The sequence below is a fragment of the Paraburkholderia sp. BCC1885 genome (assembly GCF_900996235.1).
Taxonomy (GTDB): Bacteria; Pseudomonadota; Gammaproteobacteria; order Burkholderiales; family Burkholderiaceae; genus Paraburkholderia.
On sequence record NZ_CAAJGM010000111.1, the window covers coordinates 641,801 to 658,570 of the forward strand.

17 protein-coding genes are annotated in these 16,770 nt (G+C 64.3%); 9 read left to right on the top strand and 8 right to left on the bottom strand.

Annotated features, from left to right (window positions below; all coding sequences use genetic code 11):
* Positions 1 to 79 precede the first annotated feature (79 nt).
* The 5 genes from FQ755_RS11780 (at position 80) to FQ755_RS11800 (ending at position 4,729) form a co-directional block, all read left to right on the top strand.
* Complete coding sequence (locus tag FQ755_RS11780; protein WP_144154243.1) at positions 80 to 736, top strand: LysE/ArgO family amino acid transporter; 657 nt, start codon at positions 80 to 82, stop codon at positions 734 to 736.
* Between the two features lie 172 nt (positions 737 to 908).
* Complete coding sequence (locus FQ755_RS11785) at positions 909 to 1,814, top strand: LysR family transcriptional regulator (RefSeq protein WP_144154245.1); 906 nt, start codon at positions 909 to 911, stop codon at positions 1,812 to 1,814.
* A gap of 200 nt (positions 1,815 to 2,014) precedes the next feature.
* Positions 2,015 to 3,205, top strand: a complete 1,191-nt coding sequence (locus tag FQ755_RS11790; protein ID WP_144154247.1) for a CaiB/BaiF CoA transferase family protein — start codon at positions 2,015 to 2,017, stop codon at positions 3,203 to 3,205.
* A 22-nt stretch (positions 3,206 to 3,227) separates the two neighbouring features.
* Positions 3,228 to 4,184 carry a hydroxymethylglutaryl-CoA lyase gene (locus FQ755_RS11795; RefSeq protein WP_144154249.1) on the top strand — a complete coding sequence of 319 codons (957 nt, stop codon included), beginning with the start codon at positions 3,228 to 3,230 and terminating at the stop codon, positions 4,182 to 4,184.
* A gap of 383 nt (positions 4,185 to 4,567) precedes the next feature.
* Positions 4,568 to 4,729, top strand: coding sequence for a DUF1328 family protein (locus FQ755_RS11800; RefSeq protein WP_074265082.1), 162 nt, complete (start codon positions 4,568 to 4,570; stop codon positions 4,727 to 4,729).
* 146 nt (positions 4,730 to 4,875) lie between these two features.
* Here FQ755_RS11800 and FQ755_RS11805 read toward each other — a convergent pair whose 3' ends face one another.
* From FQ755_RS11805 to FQ755_RS11825, 5 genes are all read right to left on the bottom strand, one after another.
* Positions 4,876 to 5,265 carry a hypothetical protein gene (locus FQ755_RS11805; protein WP_260858507.1) on the bottom strand — a complete coding sequence of 130 codons (390 nt, stop codon included), beginning with the start codon at positions 5,263 to 5,265 and terminating at the stop codon, positions 4,876 to 4,878.
* A gap of 12 nt (positions 5,266 to 5,277) precedes the next feature.
* Entirely contained in the window at positions 5,278 to 5,919 is a 642-nt protein-coding gene (locus FQ755_RS11810) for a GNAT family N-acetyltransferase (RefSeq protein ID WP_144154251.1), read from the bottom strand.
* A gap of 99 nt (positions 5,920 to 6,018) precedes the next feature.
* Positions 6,019 to 6,639: a 3-isopropylmalate dehydratase small subunit gene (gene leuD / locus FQ755_RS11815; RefSeq protein ID WP_144154253.1), complete on the bottom strand. Its 621-nt coding sequence runs from the start codon at positions 6,637 to 6,639 to the stop codon at positions 6,019 to 6,021.
* A complete protein-coding gene (gene leuC, locus FQ755_RS11820) occupies positions 6,632 to 8,050 on the bottom strand; it encodes a 3-isopropylmalate dehydratase large subunit (protein WP_144154255.1) in 1,419 nt (472 codons plus the stop codon). The genes leuD and leuC overlap by 8 nt, the downstream gene beginning before the upstream one ends.
* Positions 8,051 to 8,085: 35 nt before the next feature.
* The gene (locus tag FQ755_RS11825) at positions 8,086 to 8,964 is read right to left on the bottom strand and encodes an alpha/beta fold hydrolase (protein ID WP_144154257.1); all 879 of its coding nucleotides are present in this window, start codon (positions 8,962 to 8,964) and stop codon (positions 8,086 to 8,088) included.
* A gap of 91 nt (positions 8,965 to 9,055) precedes the next feature.
* Between FQ755_RS11825 and FQ755_RS11830 the strand changes: the two genes are divergently transcribed.
* The gene (locus FQ755_RS11830; RefSeq protein WP_144154259.1) at positions 9,056 to 9,952 is read left to right on the top strand and encodes a LysR family transcriptional regulator; all 897 of its coding nucleotides are present in this window, start codon (positions 9,056 to 9,058) and stop codon (positions 9,950 to 9,952) included.
* Between the two features lie 75 nt (positions 9,953 to 10,027).
* Here FQ755_RS11830 and rfbC read toward each other — a convergent pair whose 3' ends face one another.
* Both rfbC and FQ755_RS11840 read right to left on the bottom strand, forming a co-directional pair.
* Positions 10,028 to 10,579: a dTDP-4-dehydrorhamnose 3,5-epimerase gene (gene rfbC / locus FQ755_RS11835; protein ID WP_144154668.1), complete on the bottom strand. Its 552-nt coding sequence runs from the start codon at positions 10,577 to 10,579 to the stop codon at positions 10,028 to 10,030.
* Positions 10,580 to 10,707: 128 nt separating this feature from the next.
* Positions 10,708 to 11,955 (bottom strand): oligosaccharide flippase family protein, encoded by a 1,248-nt coding sequence (locus FQ755_RS11840; protein ID WP_409937401.1) that lies wholly within the window; start codon positions 11,953 to 11,955, stop codon positions 10,708 to 10,710.
* A 165-nt stretch (positions 11,956 to 12,120) separates the two neighbouring features.
* On the opposite strand from FQ755_RS11840, the gene FQ755_RS11845 reads away from it, so the two are divergent.
* Complete coding sequence (locus FQ755_RS11845) at positions 12,121 to 13,332, top strand: glycosyltransferase (protein WP_144154263.1); 1,212 nt, start codon at positions 12,121 to 12,123, stop codon at positions 13,330 to 13,332.
* A gap of 81 nt (positions 13,333 to 13,413) precedes the next feature.
* Here the strand turns inward: FQ755_RS11845 and FQ755_RS11850 are convergent, their stop codons facing one another.
* On the bottom strand, positions 13,414 to 14,541 hold the full coding sequence (locus tag FQ755_RS11850; protein WP_186308492.1) for an acyltransferase family protein: 1,128 nt from the start codon (positions 14,539 to 14,541) through the stop codon (positions 13,414 to 13,416).
* 284 nt (positions 14,542 to 14,825) lie between these two features.
* Here FQ755_RS11850 and FQ755_RS11855 point away from each other — a divergent pair, with 284 nt between their 5' ends.
* A complete protein-coding gene (locus FQ755_RS11855; RefSeq protein WP_144154267.1) occupies positions 14,826 to 16,025 on the top strand; it encodes an acyltransferase family protein in 1,200 nt (399 codons plus the stop codon).
* 54 nt (positions 16,026 to 16,079) lie between these two features.
* Positions 16,080 to 16,769 (top strand): class I SAM-dependent methyltransferase, encoded by a 690-nt coding sequence (locus FQ755_RS11860; RefSeq protein ID WP_260858509.1) that lies wholly within the window; start codon positions 16,080 to 16,082, stop codon positions 16,767 to 16,769.
* Position 16,770: the final 1 nt, after the last annotated feature.

Sequence of the window (16,770 nt, forward strand, 5' to 3'; positions counted from 1 at the left end):
TTACGTAAATTAGCTTCTCTTATGAGACGCGAAACCGCAGACTAGCGCCAATTCGTCTCACCCGTCTACTGGATCTCTTATGGATTGGCTCGCTTTCTCCCACGGAGCGGCGCTGTGCGCGTCGCTGATCGTGACTATCGGCGCGCAAAACGCCTTTGTTTTGCGGCAAGGCATCATGCGCTCGCACGTCGGCAAGATCGTGCTGCTGTGCGCGTTGTCGGATTTCATCCTGATCGGCGCGGGCGTCGGCGGCGCGTCGGTGCTGGTGGAGCGCTATCCGGTTTTCGTCCATACCATGCTGTATGTCGGGCTCGCCTACCTCGCGTGGTTCGGCTTGAATGCGCTGCGCCGCGCGGTGCGACCCGGTCATGCGGTGCTGGACGTGAACGCCCCCGGCGATGCGAGCGCGGGCCACGGCAGCGCCGCCGCGCCGGATGCCCCTGCCGCGCAACGCGCCATGCCGGTCATCCTGATGACGCTGGCCTTCACGTGGCTCAACCCGCACGTGTATCTCGACACCTTTTTGCTGATCGGCACCGCCGGCGCGCGTGAAGCGCTGAACGGCCGGGTCGCGTTCGCACTCGGTGCGATGACGGTCAGCGCCGTATGGTTCGTCGGCCTCGGCTACGGCGCCCGCGCGCTCGCTCCGCTGTTTCGCCGCGCCACGGCCTGGCGCGTGCTGGATGGCGCAATCGGCAGCATGGTTCTGCTGCTCGCCGTCACGCAGTTGCGCTGAGCCTGCCGCGAGGCGTGGCCGCGACGGCCGGCCGGTCATCAAGGGCGGCCACGACGACCATCCACGAGGCACGCAAAGACGCATAGACGCCTCCGGGCACCTCAAACCAAAAGCGCGACAGGAAGCCGTAGAATCGGTCTTCCGTCCCGCTTTTTCATGCGCCCTCGCCCTCATGGTCAATCCGACGCACTTCGATCTGCACTCTCTGCGCGTCTTTCTGACGGTCGCCGAAACCGGCAGCCTGACGCGCGCCGCCGAACGCAGCCATATGACGCTCTCGGCGATCAGCAAGCGCATCGCCGACCTCGAACGCGCCACCGATTGCGCCCTGCTGGTGCGTCATCCACGCGGCGTCGAACTGACGCCGGCGGGTCATGGCCTGCTGAATCACGCGCTGCAGGTGCTCGACCAGGTCAACCGGATGGCGAGCGAAATGAGCGACTTCGCGGTGGGCGTTCGCGGCCACGTGCGGATCTGGGCCAACACTTCGGCGATCGTGCAGTTTTTGCCCACGGATCTGCAGCGCTTTCTCGCCGACAACCCCAGCGTCAAGATCTCGCTCGAAGAACGCCTGAGCGGCGAAGTGATCGAGTCGCTCGGCGCGGGTCGCGCGGATCTCGGCGTGTTCGCCGACAACGTCCCCGCGCCGCTGGTCGACAAGCGCCTGTACCGGCGCGACCGGTTGATCGTCCTGGTACCCGCGGACCACGCGCTCGCCGGCGTCAAGCAAATCGCCTTCGCCGACACGCTGGAATACGACTACATCGCGCTCGCCGCTGGCAGTTCACTGCTGCTGCGCATGATGGACGCCGCCCTCGCGGTCGAACGGCCGCTGCGCCTGCGCATCCAGATGCGCAGTTTCGACGGCATCTGCCGGATGATCGAAGCGGGCCTCGGCATCGGCATGCTGCCCGCCACCGCCGTGCGCCCGGAGATTCTCGCGGCCGGCCTGCGCGCGGTCCAACTGACCGACGCATGGGCCGAACGCACGCTGTGGGTCGGCGTCAAGGACGCCCAGACGCTGACGCCGGAAGCGGCCCGGCTGTTCGACTTCATGTCGGCCGCGCCGGCGGGTTGACAACGGCGCATCGCGCCAAAGCGCGGCAAGGAAAGCCAAAGCACGGCAAAGCACACCAACGAACGCCGAGGCACGCCGAACCTCGGCGCAGCAGGCGCCCTTTCCCCCCGGGAAAGGGTCCGTGAACAATCCGACATTCCCAAGGCCGCCGCGCTGCGTCACTATTCTCTGCATCGCAATACACAGAATGGAGACACGGCATGGCTGGACCGCTCGACGGAATCCGCGTCCTCGAACTCGGACAACTGATTGCCGGCCCGTTCGCGAGCCGCCTGCTCGCCGAGTTCGGCGCCGACGTCATCAAGATCGAACCGCCCCACACGGGCGACCCGCTGCGCAAATGGCGCATGCTGCACGACGGCACCTCGGTCTGGTGGGCTTCGCAGTCGCGCAACAAGCGCTCGGTCACACTCGACCTGCGCGACCCCGAAGGTCAGGCAATCGCCCGCCGCCTCGCGGCCGAGGCCGATGTCGTGATCGAAAATTTCCGCCCCGGTGCGCTCGAAGGCTGGGGCCTCGGCTGGGACGCGCTACACGAATTGAATCCCAAGCTCGTCATGCTGCGGGTCTCGGGCTACGGCCAGACCGGCCCGTATCGGGATCTGCCCGGCTTCGGCGTGATCGGCGAAGCGATGGGCGGCCTGCGTCACCTCAGCGGCGAACCGGACCGCACGCCAGTGCGCGTCGGCGTGTCGATCGGCGATTCGCTGGCCGCTCTGCATGGCGTGATCGGCATTCTGCTGGCGCTGCGCCATCGCGACCAGCAAGGCGGCGAAGGCCAGATGATCGACGTCGCGCTGTATGAATCGGTGTTCAACATGATGGAAAGCCTGCTGCCCGAATACTCGGTGTTCGGCGCGGTCCGGCAAGCGGCGGGCAGCAGCCTGCCGGGCATCGCGCCCTCCAATGCGTATCGCTGCCGCGACGGCAAATATGCGCTGATCGCGGGCAATGGCGACAGCATCTTCCGCCGCCTGATGGAAGTAATCGAGCGCCCGGATCTCGCCGCCGACCCCGCGCTCGCGCAAAACGACGGCCGCGTGGCCAACGTGGAACGGCTCGACGCCGCCATCGGCGCCTGGACCGGGCAGCACTCGCTCGACGAAGTGCTGGCCCATCTGAACGAAGCGCGTATTCCGGCCGGCAAGATCTACGACGTCGCCGACATCGCCGCCGACCCGCATTACCGCGCCCGCGAGATGATCCTCAATAGCACGCTCGACGACGGCACGCCGGTGCAATTGCCGGGCGTGCTGCCCAAGCTCAACGCCACGCCCGGCACGGTGCGTAGCCGCGCGCCAGCACTTGGCGAACACACCGACGAAGTGCTCGCCTCGCTCGGCCTGAACGACACCCAACGCGCCGCCCTGCGCGAACGCGGCGTGATCTGACGCATTCTCACGGAGCCCCATCATGAGCGCCATCCGCCCGCGCCTGTACATCCAGGAAGTCGCCACCCGCGACGGCTTCCAGAACGAAGCCCGCTTTATCGAAACCGACGACAAGGTCGCCCTGATCGATCGCCTGAGCGCCTGCGGCTTCGCCAAGATCGAAGTGACGTCGTTCACCTCGCCGCGCGCCATCCCGGCCCTGCTCGACGCCGAGGCGGTGATGCATCGCATCGTGCGCGCGCCGGGCGTCGTCTATACCGTGCTGGTACCCAACGTGCGCGGTGCCGAACGGGCACTGTCGTGCGACGTCGACGAGGTCAATCTCGTCATGTCGGTCAGCGAAACGCATAACCGCGCCAATCTGCGCATGAGCCGCTCGGAATCATTCGGACAACTACGCGATGTGATCGAGGTCGTCAGCAAGACGCGGGTGGCGATCAACGTGTCGTTGTCGACGGCGTTCGGCTGTCCGATGGAAGGCGATGTGGCCGAGGACGAAGTGCTGGCGTGGGTAGGACGTTTCGCCGAGCTGGGCGTGCATGGCGTCACGCTGTGCGACACCACCGGCATGGCGTATCCGAATCAGGTGCGGCAACTGGCGCGACGCACGCGTGACGCATTCGCCGCGCTCGACACCACCCTGCACTTTCACAACACACGCGGCATGGCGCTCGCCAACACACTGGCGGCGCTGGACGCGGGCATCGACCGCTTCGATGCATCGCTTGGGGGCTTGGGTGGCTGCCCGTATGCGCCGGGCGCAAGCGGCAACGTCTGCACGGAGGAACTCGTGCATATGCTGGAGCTGAACGGCTACGACACGGGCGTCGACCTGGCGGGCGCGCTGGAAGCGGCCGCGCGCCTGCCGGGCTTGATCGGCCACGACGTGCCGAGCCAGTTGCTCAAGGCGGGACGGCGGCTCGATCTGCATCCCGCGCCTGAGGCCGGCACGCAGCGTCCGCCTGCTGCCGGGCATTGAGGCACGCCTCACATAGGGTTACCCACGGCGGAGGGGGCGAAGGGACACACAGGCGGCCCGCTTTTACGACCGTTGTGGGTATCAAGCTGTAAAGGCCTGGCGCCCCTGGGCGCATCCGCGCAAATCCCGGCCCGGCCCACGCCGACTGTCTGCAATGCACCATCCGTGACGTATCGCGTCAGACCGTCTACGCAGATTTTCCGCACCGAATCCGTGCTCGATCGAGTCCAACGCAATACATCGAGACAAATCACCTCCTTAGGCACAGGAGTTGCTCCTAAGGGAAACGGCGGCACACATGCGCAGCCCTGCATCGATGCAGGCGCGCGGCTCACGAAGGCCCGCCGTTTTACTTATTCCAGCAATCCATCGAGGAGGGGCCCATGCTTCGCTACGCAGCTATTTTCTTCATCATCGCCATCATTGCCGCCGTGTTCGGCTTCGGTGGCATTGCCGCCGGCGCGGCCGAAATCGCCAAGGTCCTGTTCTTTATCTTTATCGTGATCTTCCTCGTGACCTTGCTGATGGGTGTCGTGAGACGCTGAGGCAGCAGGCGCGCCTCGTCCGGCACGCCGCGTCGTGAGGCGTGGTCGTGACGCTGTGACGGTCAACATGGCCGCCACCGCGCCGCAACAGATTGCAATAGTTACCGCGCACGCTTGCAATAGCTGCGAGCCATGCGCGGTTGACGTCAGCCAGGCATGGCGGCCGGATTCAGTTCGCAATGCAGGACTACCAGCCAGCGTCGCGGGCAATCGGCCGCGATGCGTGGTTCTGACTGTCCGTCGCGTGCGGCGGCCACAAAGCCCTTCTCTTTCGCAAGACCGAACGCGCGGCGCGCATCGGCCTGCAGCCACATCGAAATCAGCCCGCACGTTACGAAGCCGAACACGGAAATGATCTGTGGCGACAAGCCCGCATCGATCTGCTGTGCCAGCAGCGTGAAGGCCGTCGTCATAATCTGGCTCGCCACGATCGCAATCAGCGCCACCTTGAGCATGCCGCGCAACATCATCCCGGGTCGAGAACGCGCCATCTGTTTCTTGGGATCTTCCAAGGGCTTTTTCGAAGGGTCTTGCATGATGCTGATTTCCTACGCCGCGCGGGCAATCTGGCGGTGCGGCAGTTCGAGGCGTCGCGCCCATGTCGCGAGCGTCCGGGCCACGACCGCGGGTCTGCTGAGAATGGCACTGTCGTAGCGCTTACCATCAAAGCGCGCGAAATCGACAATGCGAAAGCCCTGGCCGCGATAAAACGCAATCAGATGGGCGGCCGGCTGAGGGGCGTCGAGGGCGAGTTCCGCGTAGCCGCGCGTGGCCGCCCAATGATCTGCGAACGCCAGCAGCAAGGTGCCGATGCCGCGCGTCTGCCAGGCCGGTTCGACACCGAACTGGCGCAGGCTGGCAATCTCGCCATACCGGTACAGTTCGCACGGCGAATCAGGCTCCGGTGCATAGAGCGTCATCGTGCCGACGATGCGCCCGTCGCACACCGCCACGTAGCAGTCGCCGCGCATGGCCCGTGAACGGGTTAGCGCGACGCTCTGATCCACGCAGGTGCAGTTGAGCCCCATCTCGCCGAGCCGCGCAAACGCTCGATGCAGCATGCCTGTGAGCGCATCGAACGAGTCACGCGCCGGATCGAAGCGCCGCAGTTCGATGCGGCCGGGGCCGCGCTGGACATAATCGATCCGTTTGGGCTGCTGCGTGGCTGCGTGTTTGTTCACCTTGACCATCCGGGTTCATCAGGGTGATCGAAGTGTAGGTTTGGGCAGGGTTCGCCCGCAAGAAAAAATCTCGTAAAAACTGCGGCTTTGATGGCAACACGGCCACGCTCACATCACCGCCGCCCACGGCTGGCGACTAAAATGCGCGCGCTCGAAGGCTTCGATTTCCGGCAGGGCCGCGAGCGTCAGATCGATCGTATCCATGCCGTCCATCACCATGCGTTTATGGCGTGCGCCGAGCGGAAACGAAAACGCACGACCGTCGGCGGTGCTCACCTTCTGCTGTTCCAGGTCGATGCGCAATGACGCCGCCTCAGTCTGCGGCGCCTCGCTCAATTCCAGTAATTGATTGACCTCGCCGCGTTCGAGCTGCACCAGCAGCAGGCGGTTGTTCATTGCATTGGAATAGAAAATCTCCGCGAAACTCGGTGCGATAACGGCATCGAAGCCATACTGCTGCAGTCCCCACACGGCATGCTCGCGGCTCGAGCCGCAACCGAAGTTCGCACCGCCAATCAGCACGCGCGCACCGCGATAGCGCGCCTGGTTGAGCACGCAAGCGTCGCGCGCTGTGCCTTGGGCGTCGAAACGCAAGTCGTAGAGCAGGCCGTTTGCGAGACCCGCCTTGTCGATGATGCGTAAAAACTGCTTCGGCATGATCTGGTCGGTGTCGAGATTTTCGATCGGCAAAGGCACGGCAAAGCCTTCGATCATGGTGAGCTTAGTCATGGCGCGGCTCCAGAGTGCGGACATCGGTGATGCAGCCAGTCAGTGCGGCGGCGGCGGCCATGGCGGGACTCATCAGGTGAGTGCGCCCACCGCGCCCCTGGCGGCCTTCGAAATTGCGGTTGGTGGTCGAGGCGCAGCGCTCGCCGTCGGTGAGCACGTCGTCGTTCATCGCAAGACACATCGAGCAACCCGGTTCGCGCCATTCGAAACCTGCCTCGGTCAGGATTGCGTCGAGCCCTTCGGCCTGGGCCTGGCGGCGCACGCTGCCGGAACCCGGCACGACCATGGCCCGCACCTTCGGCGCGACGTGGCGGCCGCGCACAAGGTCCGCGACGATACGCAGGTCTTCGATACGGCCGTTGGTACATGAGCCAATGAAGACCCGGTCGACCGGCGTACCCGCAATCGCCTGGCTCTCCGTAAGATCCATATAGGCAAGCGCGCGGCGCAGCGCCGCGGCGGCCTCGGGGCTCGGCTGCGCGGCGGCGGCGGGTATCTGCGCATCGACGGCCATGGCCTGATCCGGACTCGTGCCCCACGTGACGAACGGCACGACCTCGCGGGCGTCGAAGCGGAACTCGGCGTCGAACGCCGCGCCTTCGTCGGAGCGGAGTTCGCGCCACGCGGTTTCGGCAGCGTGCCATGCGGCAGCGTCGAGCGAAACCGCATGCTTGCGGACATAAGCGAGCGTGGTGGCGTCCGGGGCGATCAATGCAGCGCGCGCGCCTGCTTCCACGGTCATGTTGCAAATGGTCATGCGCGCTTCCGCCGACAAGGCGCCAATCGCCGAGCCGGCGAATTCCACCGCATAGCCGCGTGCGCCTTGTGCGCCGATGCGGCTGATGATCCACAGAATCAGGTCTTTCGACGAGGTCCCATAAGGCAAGACGCCGTCGATCACGATCCGCATGGTGTCGGCGAGCCGATACACCAGGGTCTGCGTCGCCAGCACGTGTTCGACTTCCGACGTGCCGATACCGAAGCCCAACGCTCCGAGCGCGCCATACGTGGTGGTATGGCTATCGCCGCACAGCACGACCATGCCGGGGCGGATCAGGCCAAGTTCCGGCGCGACGATATGCTCGATACCCTGCAACGGATCGTTGGCCGCGAGCAGGCGGATGCCTTCGCGCCGGCAGTTGCGCGCCAGATTCTCGGCCTGCAGAAACGAGGCGGCATCGCGAATCACGCGCGGCGTTTCCGCGTGCGTCGGGATGATGTGACTCACCACCGCGAGTTGCTGGCGCGGCCGCCGCACGGCTCGATGTTTCGCTTCGAGCCCGGCAAATGCCTGCGGGCTGGTGTATTCGTTCATCAGATGCAGGTCGACATAAAGAAGCACGTTCTGTTCGTCGACTGACGTTACGGTGTGCGAATCAACCAGCTTCTGATAAAGCGTTCGGCTCGACATGATGGACTGACCTTTTCGAACAGTAGGCGCCACGATCAGGCGCACAGAAACGGCAAGGCTTGCGCGAGCAGTAACTCGGGCGCCTCCTCCGCGATGTAGTGGCCACACGGCAGCGAACCGCCGCATACCTGCGGCGCCCATGTTCGCCATTCGCTTAGGGCATCGAAGCACTTTTCGATCACGCCCTCGGCGCCCCACAAGGCCATCAGCTCGCAGACGATCTTGCGGCCTGCGGCAAGATCCTCGCGGTCGTGCTCGAGATCGATCGTCACGCTCGCGCGATAATCTTCGCAGATCCCGTGCGCGGTGAGCGGGTCGCGCAGGCAGCGCAGGTATTCTGCATACGCCTGCGGCGCGAACGGCTTGAGCCCGGCACTGCGCGCACCGATGGTCTGCTGGAGATACAGGTCCGGGTCGGCGCGAATCAGCGTCTCCGGAAACGGCGCGGGCCGCACCAGAAAGAACCAGTGCCAATAGGCCCGGGCGAACTCGAACGAGGTGTTCTCGTACATGGCGAGCGTCGGTGCGACGTCGAGCGTGACAAGCCGTGTCACCGTGTGCGGATGATCGAGCGCCATGCGCGCCGCGACCCGGGCGCCGCGGTCGTGCGCCAGCACCGCGAATTGCGAAAAGCCCAGCGCGCGCATCAATTCCACCTGATCGAGCGCCATGCGGCGCTTCGAGTAATTGCCGTGGTCCGCGTCGCCCGCCGGCTTGCCGCTGTCGCCATAGCCGCGCAGGTCCGCCGCGACCACCGTGAAGTGCCGCGCCAGCGTCGGCGCCACCTTGTGCCAGATTGCATGAGTCTGCGGATGTCCGTGCAACAACAGCAGCGCGGGCCCGGCGCCGCCGCGAATCGCGTGAATCTTCACGCCGTCGACCATCGTGCTCACATCGCTGAACTCATCGAACACCGCGCTCTCCCGAGGTTTTGTAGTAGTTTAATTGCTGCCTGACGCGATATGGTTTCGGCAAAAGCAATCCATCCTTAACTTCGAGGCAACAATGGACAGCCTTTCCGATCTCGGCTTTTTCGCGCTGCTCGCTCGCCAGCAAAGCCTTACGGCCGCCGCACGAGAACTCGGCGTGACCACGCCCTCCGTGAGCAAGCGGCTCGCCCAAATCGAGCGGCGTCTCGGCGTGCGGCTCCTGAACCGCACCACCCGGCGCGTCAGCCTGACGAGCGAGGGCGAGCTGTATCTGGGCAACGGCGCGCGCATTCTTTCCGAGCTGGCCGAACTCGAGCAACTCGTCACCCGCAGCCGGGCCGAACCAACCGGCTTGCTGCGCGTGAACGCCTCGTTCGGCTTCGGGCGCACGCATATCGCGCCGGCCATCGCGGCGTTCGTCGAGCGCTATCCCGGCATGGAGATTCAGCTGCATTTGACGGACCGGCCCGTCAGCCTGCAAGACCACGGGTTCGACCTGGGGATTCGCTTCGGCGATGTGCCCGACGCGCGCATCAACGCGCGCCTGCTGCTGAAGAACCGGCGGCTGGTGTGCGCCTCCCCAGCTTATCTGCGGCGGCGCACGGTGCCGCTGACGCCGCACGACCTGACGCAACACGATTGCATCGTGCTGCGCGAGAACGAATCGGCCTATGGCACGTGGTATTTCTCGCGCGGCAAGAAGGTGGAGACGGTGAAGGTGAACGGCCCGTTGAGCAGCAACGACGGCAGCAGCGTGCTGAACTGGGCGCTTCAGGGGCGCGGCATCGTGATGCGTTCGCAATGGGAGATCGGCGAGTATCTGAAGCGCGGCAAGCTCGTGCCGCTACTCGAAGACTGGGCGCTGCCGAATGCGGATATTTATGCGGTGTATCTGGAACGGCACCGACTGTCGGCGAAGTTGCGGACGTTCATGGAGTTCGTCGGTGAACGGTTGCAGGCGAAAGGCTTGTGAGGTTGCAAAGCAGCGCGTTCAATTCAGACGGGGTTCTCAGGCGTGGCATTGATGCGCGGCGTTCAGGCGTGGCGTTCAGGCGTAATACTCCGCCTCATATAAGCGCCTGCCGGCCTCGTCCTTCGCGGCGAGAATCGGCGCAAACTCGATGGGCCAGTCGACGCCGATATCCGGGTCGCTCCACAGCAGGCTGCGTTCGTGCTCGGGATACCAATAGTCGGTGGCCTTGCACAGGCATTCGGCCATATCCGACATCACCACGAAGCCGTGCGCGAAGCCCGGCGGCACCCACATCTGCCGACGGTTGGCGGCGCTCAGATGGACGCCGATCCATTTTCCGAAGTTGTGCGAACTTAGCCGGATATCCACCGCCACGTCGAACACATCGCCCGCCACCACCCGCACGAGCTTGCCCTGCGGATGCTGGATCTGATAATGCAGCCCGCGCAGCACCCCACGCCGCGAACGCGAATGATCGTCCTGCACGAACTCTACGTCCGGGGCGATGCGGCTCGCGAATTCGTCGGCGTTGAAGGTTTCGAACGCGCTGCCCAGCTCGTCGTAAAACATGTCGGATTCGACAATCACGACTTCTGGCAATGCAGTCCGGATCACCTTGATACCCATACCGCTCAATCCATGAAGTGTTGCTACCGTGTCGTAACCGAGGCGCTGGACCCGCTGGGCAAGCCGCTCACAACCGCGCCGCGCGGCGTGCGCCGCACCCAGCCTGCCCGCGTGCAGATAGCGTGCGCTCATGTGGCCGCACGAGCGGCGAGGCGCGCGCCCAGCACGGTACGATAGAGCATCCAGGCGGCGCTCACCGAGAGACCGGCGGTCATGCCCCACGCCACGCCCGTCACCCCCCACCAGTGCGTTGCCGGCGGCACGATAATCAGGAGTACGATGACTTGCAGGATGGAGGCCTGGGTGGCCGCCTTCGGCGCGCCGACCGCGCGCAGATACGCGACCAGAATCGCGATCTCCGCGCCGATCGCCATGTTGATCACGAAGATGCGGAACAACGGCACCGCCGACATCCACGCCGGCCCTAGCACCAGCATGAAGAGCGGCCCGGCGGTCAGTCTGAGCACCAGCACGACCACCACGAGCCCGACGCTGATCACCGCGAAATAGCGCATGAAAAGCCGGGTCGCGGAGCCGTCTTCGCGACGATAGTGCGCGGAAAAAGTGGGAAACAGATACTGTCCCAGCGCGATCGCCGCGTCGGCGAGCAGCATCTGCGCGAGCTTGGAGGACATCTGATAAGCGCCGAGCGCGACCGGTCCGAGCAGTTTCGCCACCAGCACCTTGTCGAACTGGTTGAGCAGCAGATTGACGACGCTACCCGCCCAGATCCAGCGGCTGAAATTCACGTAGTGGCCGATGCCGTGCCACGCGAGACGCACCGGCGGTCGCGGCGACATGGTGGTCCAGGTAAGTCCGGTCTTCAGGCTCTCGCCCACCATCATGCCAAGCAGCACCGCATAAGCACCGGCGCCGGCCCAGGCGGCGGCGAGCCCGAGAGCGCAATCGGCAAATGCCGCGGCGATTTCGACGCCAGCCAGTTGCTGGAAGCGCCGTTCGCGCTGGACCATGAAATAAGCGGGAGAAGCGAGGCCGCGCAGCAATGGCAACGCGGCAGCCAGTTGCAGCAGCGCCAGCGATCCGCCGAGATGGAACTGCGCGTTCATCAATGGCGCGAGCGCCACCAGCAACAGCGCGATCAACGCGCCGCGCGCCGTGAGCGTGGTCCACACCGCACCGAGTTCGGAGCGCGTCGGCGTGCTCTTCGCCTGCACTACCGCCTGCGCGAGGCCGGTGTCGCTCAAGGCTTCGGCAATCGCCACGGAAAGCAGCGCCACGCTGACGCTGCCGATCGCCGCCGGCCCCAGCATGCGGCCAATCGCGAGAAATTTGACCGCCACGAGCCCGCGCACCAGCACCTGCTGGATCAGCACCCAGGTTGCCGCGCTGCCGCCGAAAGCAGAAGCAGGCCTCATCGAGACAAGCGGAACCCTTATCGATCTCACTGAAGCCTCCCCTTGCCTGCATGAGTCAACCATTGTCTGACACGGTAACGCGGCCGTTTATGCGGGGACCGCCATCTCATAGCCGATTTCGGCCCCGCCCAGGCTCGCGGGGATGTTTTTCGCTACCGTTGGGGCATGACAAACGATACTGTGCTGGTCATCGAACCCAATTTCACCGGCCATCGGTGGCGCTACGCCGAATGGGCCGCGGACGCCTGCGTCGAAGCGGGCTACCGCTGCCTGATCGTGACGGCCTCGGCCAACGCCCCACACGCGCTCGCCCAGCGGCTCGCCGCCGCCGGCAACCCCGCACTGCAGATCGCCTTTGTCGATCCGCCGGCACCCTCGGGCCGCCGCGGTCTCGACTCGATCAGCTACGTTCGCTTTCTGCGATTTTTCGAGCATATCTATCGCAGCATCAACCGCGAACGCGGCGTCGCGCTCGTAATCGTCCCTTACGTCGACTACTTTTTCTACGCCCTGCCCTTTCTCGGCTCGCCGTTCGGCACGACGCCGTGGATCGGCATCACCATGCGGGCGTCGTTCCATCACACCCAGGTCGGCGTGCGCGCGCCGCGCCGCCCGCTCGTGAATGCACTCAAGGCGGCGCTGTTTCGCCGCGCGCTGCGCTCGTCGGGCATGAAGACGCTGCTGTCGATCGATCCCACCTTGCGCGACTGGTACACCGGCACGGCGGATCAGCGCGGCGCGGCGCTCGGCGGCGCGGCCGTGCTCTATCTCGCCGACCCGTTCCCCGACACGGTGGCGGGCGACCCCGCCGAGGCACGCCGGCGTCTGCAGCTCGAAAGCGGCCGCTATCTGCTGGTGTACGGCGCGATCACCGAGCGCAAGGGCATCCACGAACTGATCGATGCGCTCGCTGAACGGCAGGACCCGGTGCGTCTCCTGATTGCCGGCGAACAGGACGCCGACACGCGTGCCTACCTGCAAAGCATCACGAGCGCGCTGACGCCGCCGCCCGTGATCCTGGACCGCTTTATTCCGGACGATGTGGAGCGCGATCTGTTCTCCGCCTGCGACGCGGTATGGCTCGGTTACAAGGGACATTACGGCATGAGCGGCGTGCTGGTGCAGGCGTATCGCTTCAACAAGCCGGTGATCGCCACTTCGGATGGCCTGATCGGGTGGTTTTGCCGTAACGGCGAACTGGGTCCGGTGGTCGACGAACTGTCGGGTGCGGCTATCAACGCGGCGCTCGACCAACTGTTTCCGGACGACACGCCAGGTACCGCCGTGAGGCCTCTTTTGGGCGCGCCCGCAGGCCATCTGCTGGCGCAGAACACGCTTAGCCAGTTCAAGAAGACGCTGCAACTGGCGATTTCCTAGCAAGCTCGCAGACACGCGGCTCAAGAAAACCACCCGCCGCCGTGCGCCTCACGGTACAGCGGCGGGTGTGCGCGGCTTGCCTCACGACATGACGAGCTTGCTGCGTTTCGTGGTCAGCGCCTTGCCGAGCGCCATGAAGGGCCGTTCGATCAGATGAAAGCTCACCAGCGACACCAGCACCGCCAGCGTCAGCGCAATCGCCATGACGACGGCGAGCGGCAACGACGCGCCCAGCAGCTTGATCGTTGCAATCAGGATCGGCACATGCCACAGATACAGGCTGTACGAGATATCGCCGAAGAAACGCGCCACGCTGTGCTTCAGCACGCGGCCGGTGCGCGCCGAGCTGATCGCCACCACCATCAGCAAGGTGGCCGCCGCGCCCTGCCCATACTCGACGATGCTGCTGACCCACATCGGCGTCGCTTCGTTCGTCCGCACGTAATAGATGACGAGAAAGGCGCCCGCCGCGCAGCCGAGCCTGAATGCCATGGACCTGGCAAGAAACCACGCGGAGCAGGCCGGCAGATGCATCGCCAGCAAAATTCCGAACATGAATACCGGCACGTACTGGAGCGTCGCACCGTAGCTCGCCGAATAGAACTGCAGCAGTATCGCCAGCGGCACGGTCAGCACGGTCACGAGCAGAACGAATCGAGGCGGACGCCGCGCGACAAACACCGCGAGAAACGGGAAGATGATCGAGATACGCATCTCGTGCACCAGCGACCAGACCACCGGATTGACGCGCCCGGTATCGAATTGTCCGATCAATAGCAGGTGGCTCAGAATCACATCGAGCGTGGGAGCCGGTTGATTCTCGACGCCGGTAAACCAGTCGCTTAGACGTGTATCGGCATAGCCGCCCGGCAACGCCGTTTCCAGCGCGCAGGCCGCGAGAATGGCGACCCAGTAGGCGGGCATGATGCGCAGCACCCGTCTGACCAGATAAGTCCCATATGCGACTTTCTTACCGCCCAGAAATGCCTGGGCGAGCACGAATCCGCTCAAGGCGAAAAACAGCACCACGGAGCCGTGACCGCCGAGAAGAAAATGGAACGGCGTGTATTTTAGTAATACTGACAACCAGCCGCTGTGCAGCGTGACGCCGCTATAGAACTGCGGCAGGACGATGAGGAAGTGAGTGCTGACGACGATGAGCGCAGCAATGCCACGCAGTGAATGCAATTCGGCGTAGTTAGTTTTCACATCGCCCCCCGTTCGTATGTCACCGATCTTACCGACTGCACTTCAATGGGGTTCGTACGCGGCGTGAACAGCCTATTGTTAGTCGGTAAGAAACTGAGCCTGCTGCAAGCAATCTGTCGGAAAAACGTGCCGCTATGGCGGAAAAGCAAGAAGGTTGGCGGGTAGTGTGGAGGACACCGGGTTCCAGGTAGACCGGCGTTGGACGTCAAGGCCAGGCCGGCCGCCTCACGTCGCCATGCTCATCCTTGCGGCGCGATCGGAAAAAAATACTCAGGAGGGAGTCGATGGGCGCCACTCAGCGGTTTGCAGTCCTCGACGCTGGTCGCGCTTTGGCTATAGCAGGTGTCATTGCGATTCATCTGGCGTTGTTTCTGCCGAATTTGCCTGTCGCGCTGCAAAACGCAGCGGAGTACGGTCAATACGGCGTGCAGCTGTTCTTCGTCATCAGCGCCATTACGATCTGCAAGACACTCGAAGACGCGGAGCACGAGACCGCCAGCACGCGCGAAGCCGTGCGCGTTTTTTACATCAAACGCTTCTTCCGGATTGCGCCGCTCTATTACATCGGTGTGGCGGTGTACGGCATTCTCGATCTGGCCGGCACGCGCCTTGTCCATGCGCAGGTGCTCGCCCCTCATCAGTTGACGGACGTCGTCGCCAATCTGCTGTTCATTCATGCGTGGGTGCCGACGGCCATCAATAGCGTCGTGCCTGGCGGCTGGTCGATCGGCATTGAAATGTTCTTCTATGCGATCGCGCCGCTGCTGTTCTTCGTCGCGAAGTCACGTCATGGCTTGTGGGCCATCACGGCCTGCACCGCGCTGCTCTGCGGCGTGTTCGTGTATGCCGGCGCCTGTGAGGGTCACGCAGGATGCGCGATACCCAACAACACCTTCCTCTATTACTGGCCGCCGACCCAGTTGCCATGCTTCATCGTCGGTTTCTGGCTATGGCATCTGGGCAGGCCGCTCCTGTCCGGTGCTCGCCTTTCGTCGCGCTTGACCACAGGAACAGCCACCCTTGTGGCCGCCGGCTTCGGCTGGTTGCTGGCGGCCGCCATCCATCGCGAGGCGTTCGCCGTGGTACCCGTGATCGCCGCGCTCGCGTCCGCCTTGCTGCTGGTCGCGCTGTGCGGCGTGCCGGTGCGACTGCTGGTGGCGCCGGCCGTGCTGCGTATCGGCCAGAATAGTTACGGCATCTATATCTGGCACTTTCTCGCCATCTTCGTCGTGCGCATGGTGCTGAAGACGCCCCTGGGAGAAGCTGCACGGCACTATCCGGTTACCGCCTTCGTAATCGGCGCGCTCGTCGTCCTGCTGCTTGCCCACACCGCGGCGCTCGTCACCGCGCGCCGGATCGAACAACCCGTTTCGCGCTGGGCGCGGCGCCGTCTGATCAGCCGCCGAAAGCCGCCCCGCCCGCTTCCCGTCCCGCCTCCAACGGCCACCACCAGCCCCCGCGCCCAGTCTGCTACGGAGTACTAAGTCCTCCTTCGCCGAGCCGCGGTCATATAAAGCCAGACAAATCGGGAGAACACCATGCGAGAGATCTCTTACGCCAGCCAAACGGTCGAATCGGCTAATCCTCTGGCACGCTACGCCCACCGAGCCCGCATTGCCCTTGCATTAAAACTGGTCGAGCGGTTCTGCTCGAACTCCGCAACGGTGGTCGATTTCGGCTCGGGTCCCGGGCTATTCCTCCATACGCTAGGCGAGCTTCGTCCTGATCTGTGCCTCGTCGGCCTCGACCCTTACGTCCAACCGTCGTATCCGGAGATCCGCTACGAGGCGCGCCTCGATAACCTCGAGCCGGGCTCGGTCGACGTGCTCACGGTGCTGGAAGTTTGCGAGCATCTTTACCCGAACGAACTCGACGCGCTGCTTGCCGACGCCGCGCGAATCCTCAATCTCGACGGCGTTCTGATCATCTCGGTGCCGATCATGTACGGCGCGTCCGTGATTCCGAAGCTGATGAACTGGGCGATCCGTGGCCGCGACTTTCATGTCGGCTATTCGCCGGCTGAAGTATTACGCTCGGTGGCAGGGTTCAGGATCTCGCGGCCCGAGAATCCCCGTACCACCCATAAGGGCTTCGACTTCCGCGAATTGCGCGCGCTCGTCAGCTCGCAGTTCATGGTCGAGCAGGTGTTTCGCAGCCCGCTTGCCTGGTTGCCATGGTGGATGAGCTCGCAATACTTCATGATCTGCCACCGGCGTTCGTTGCCGTAAT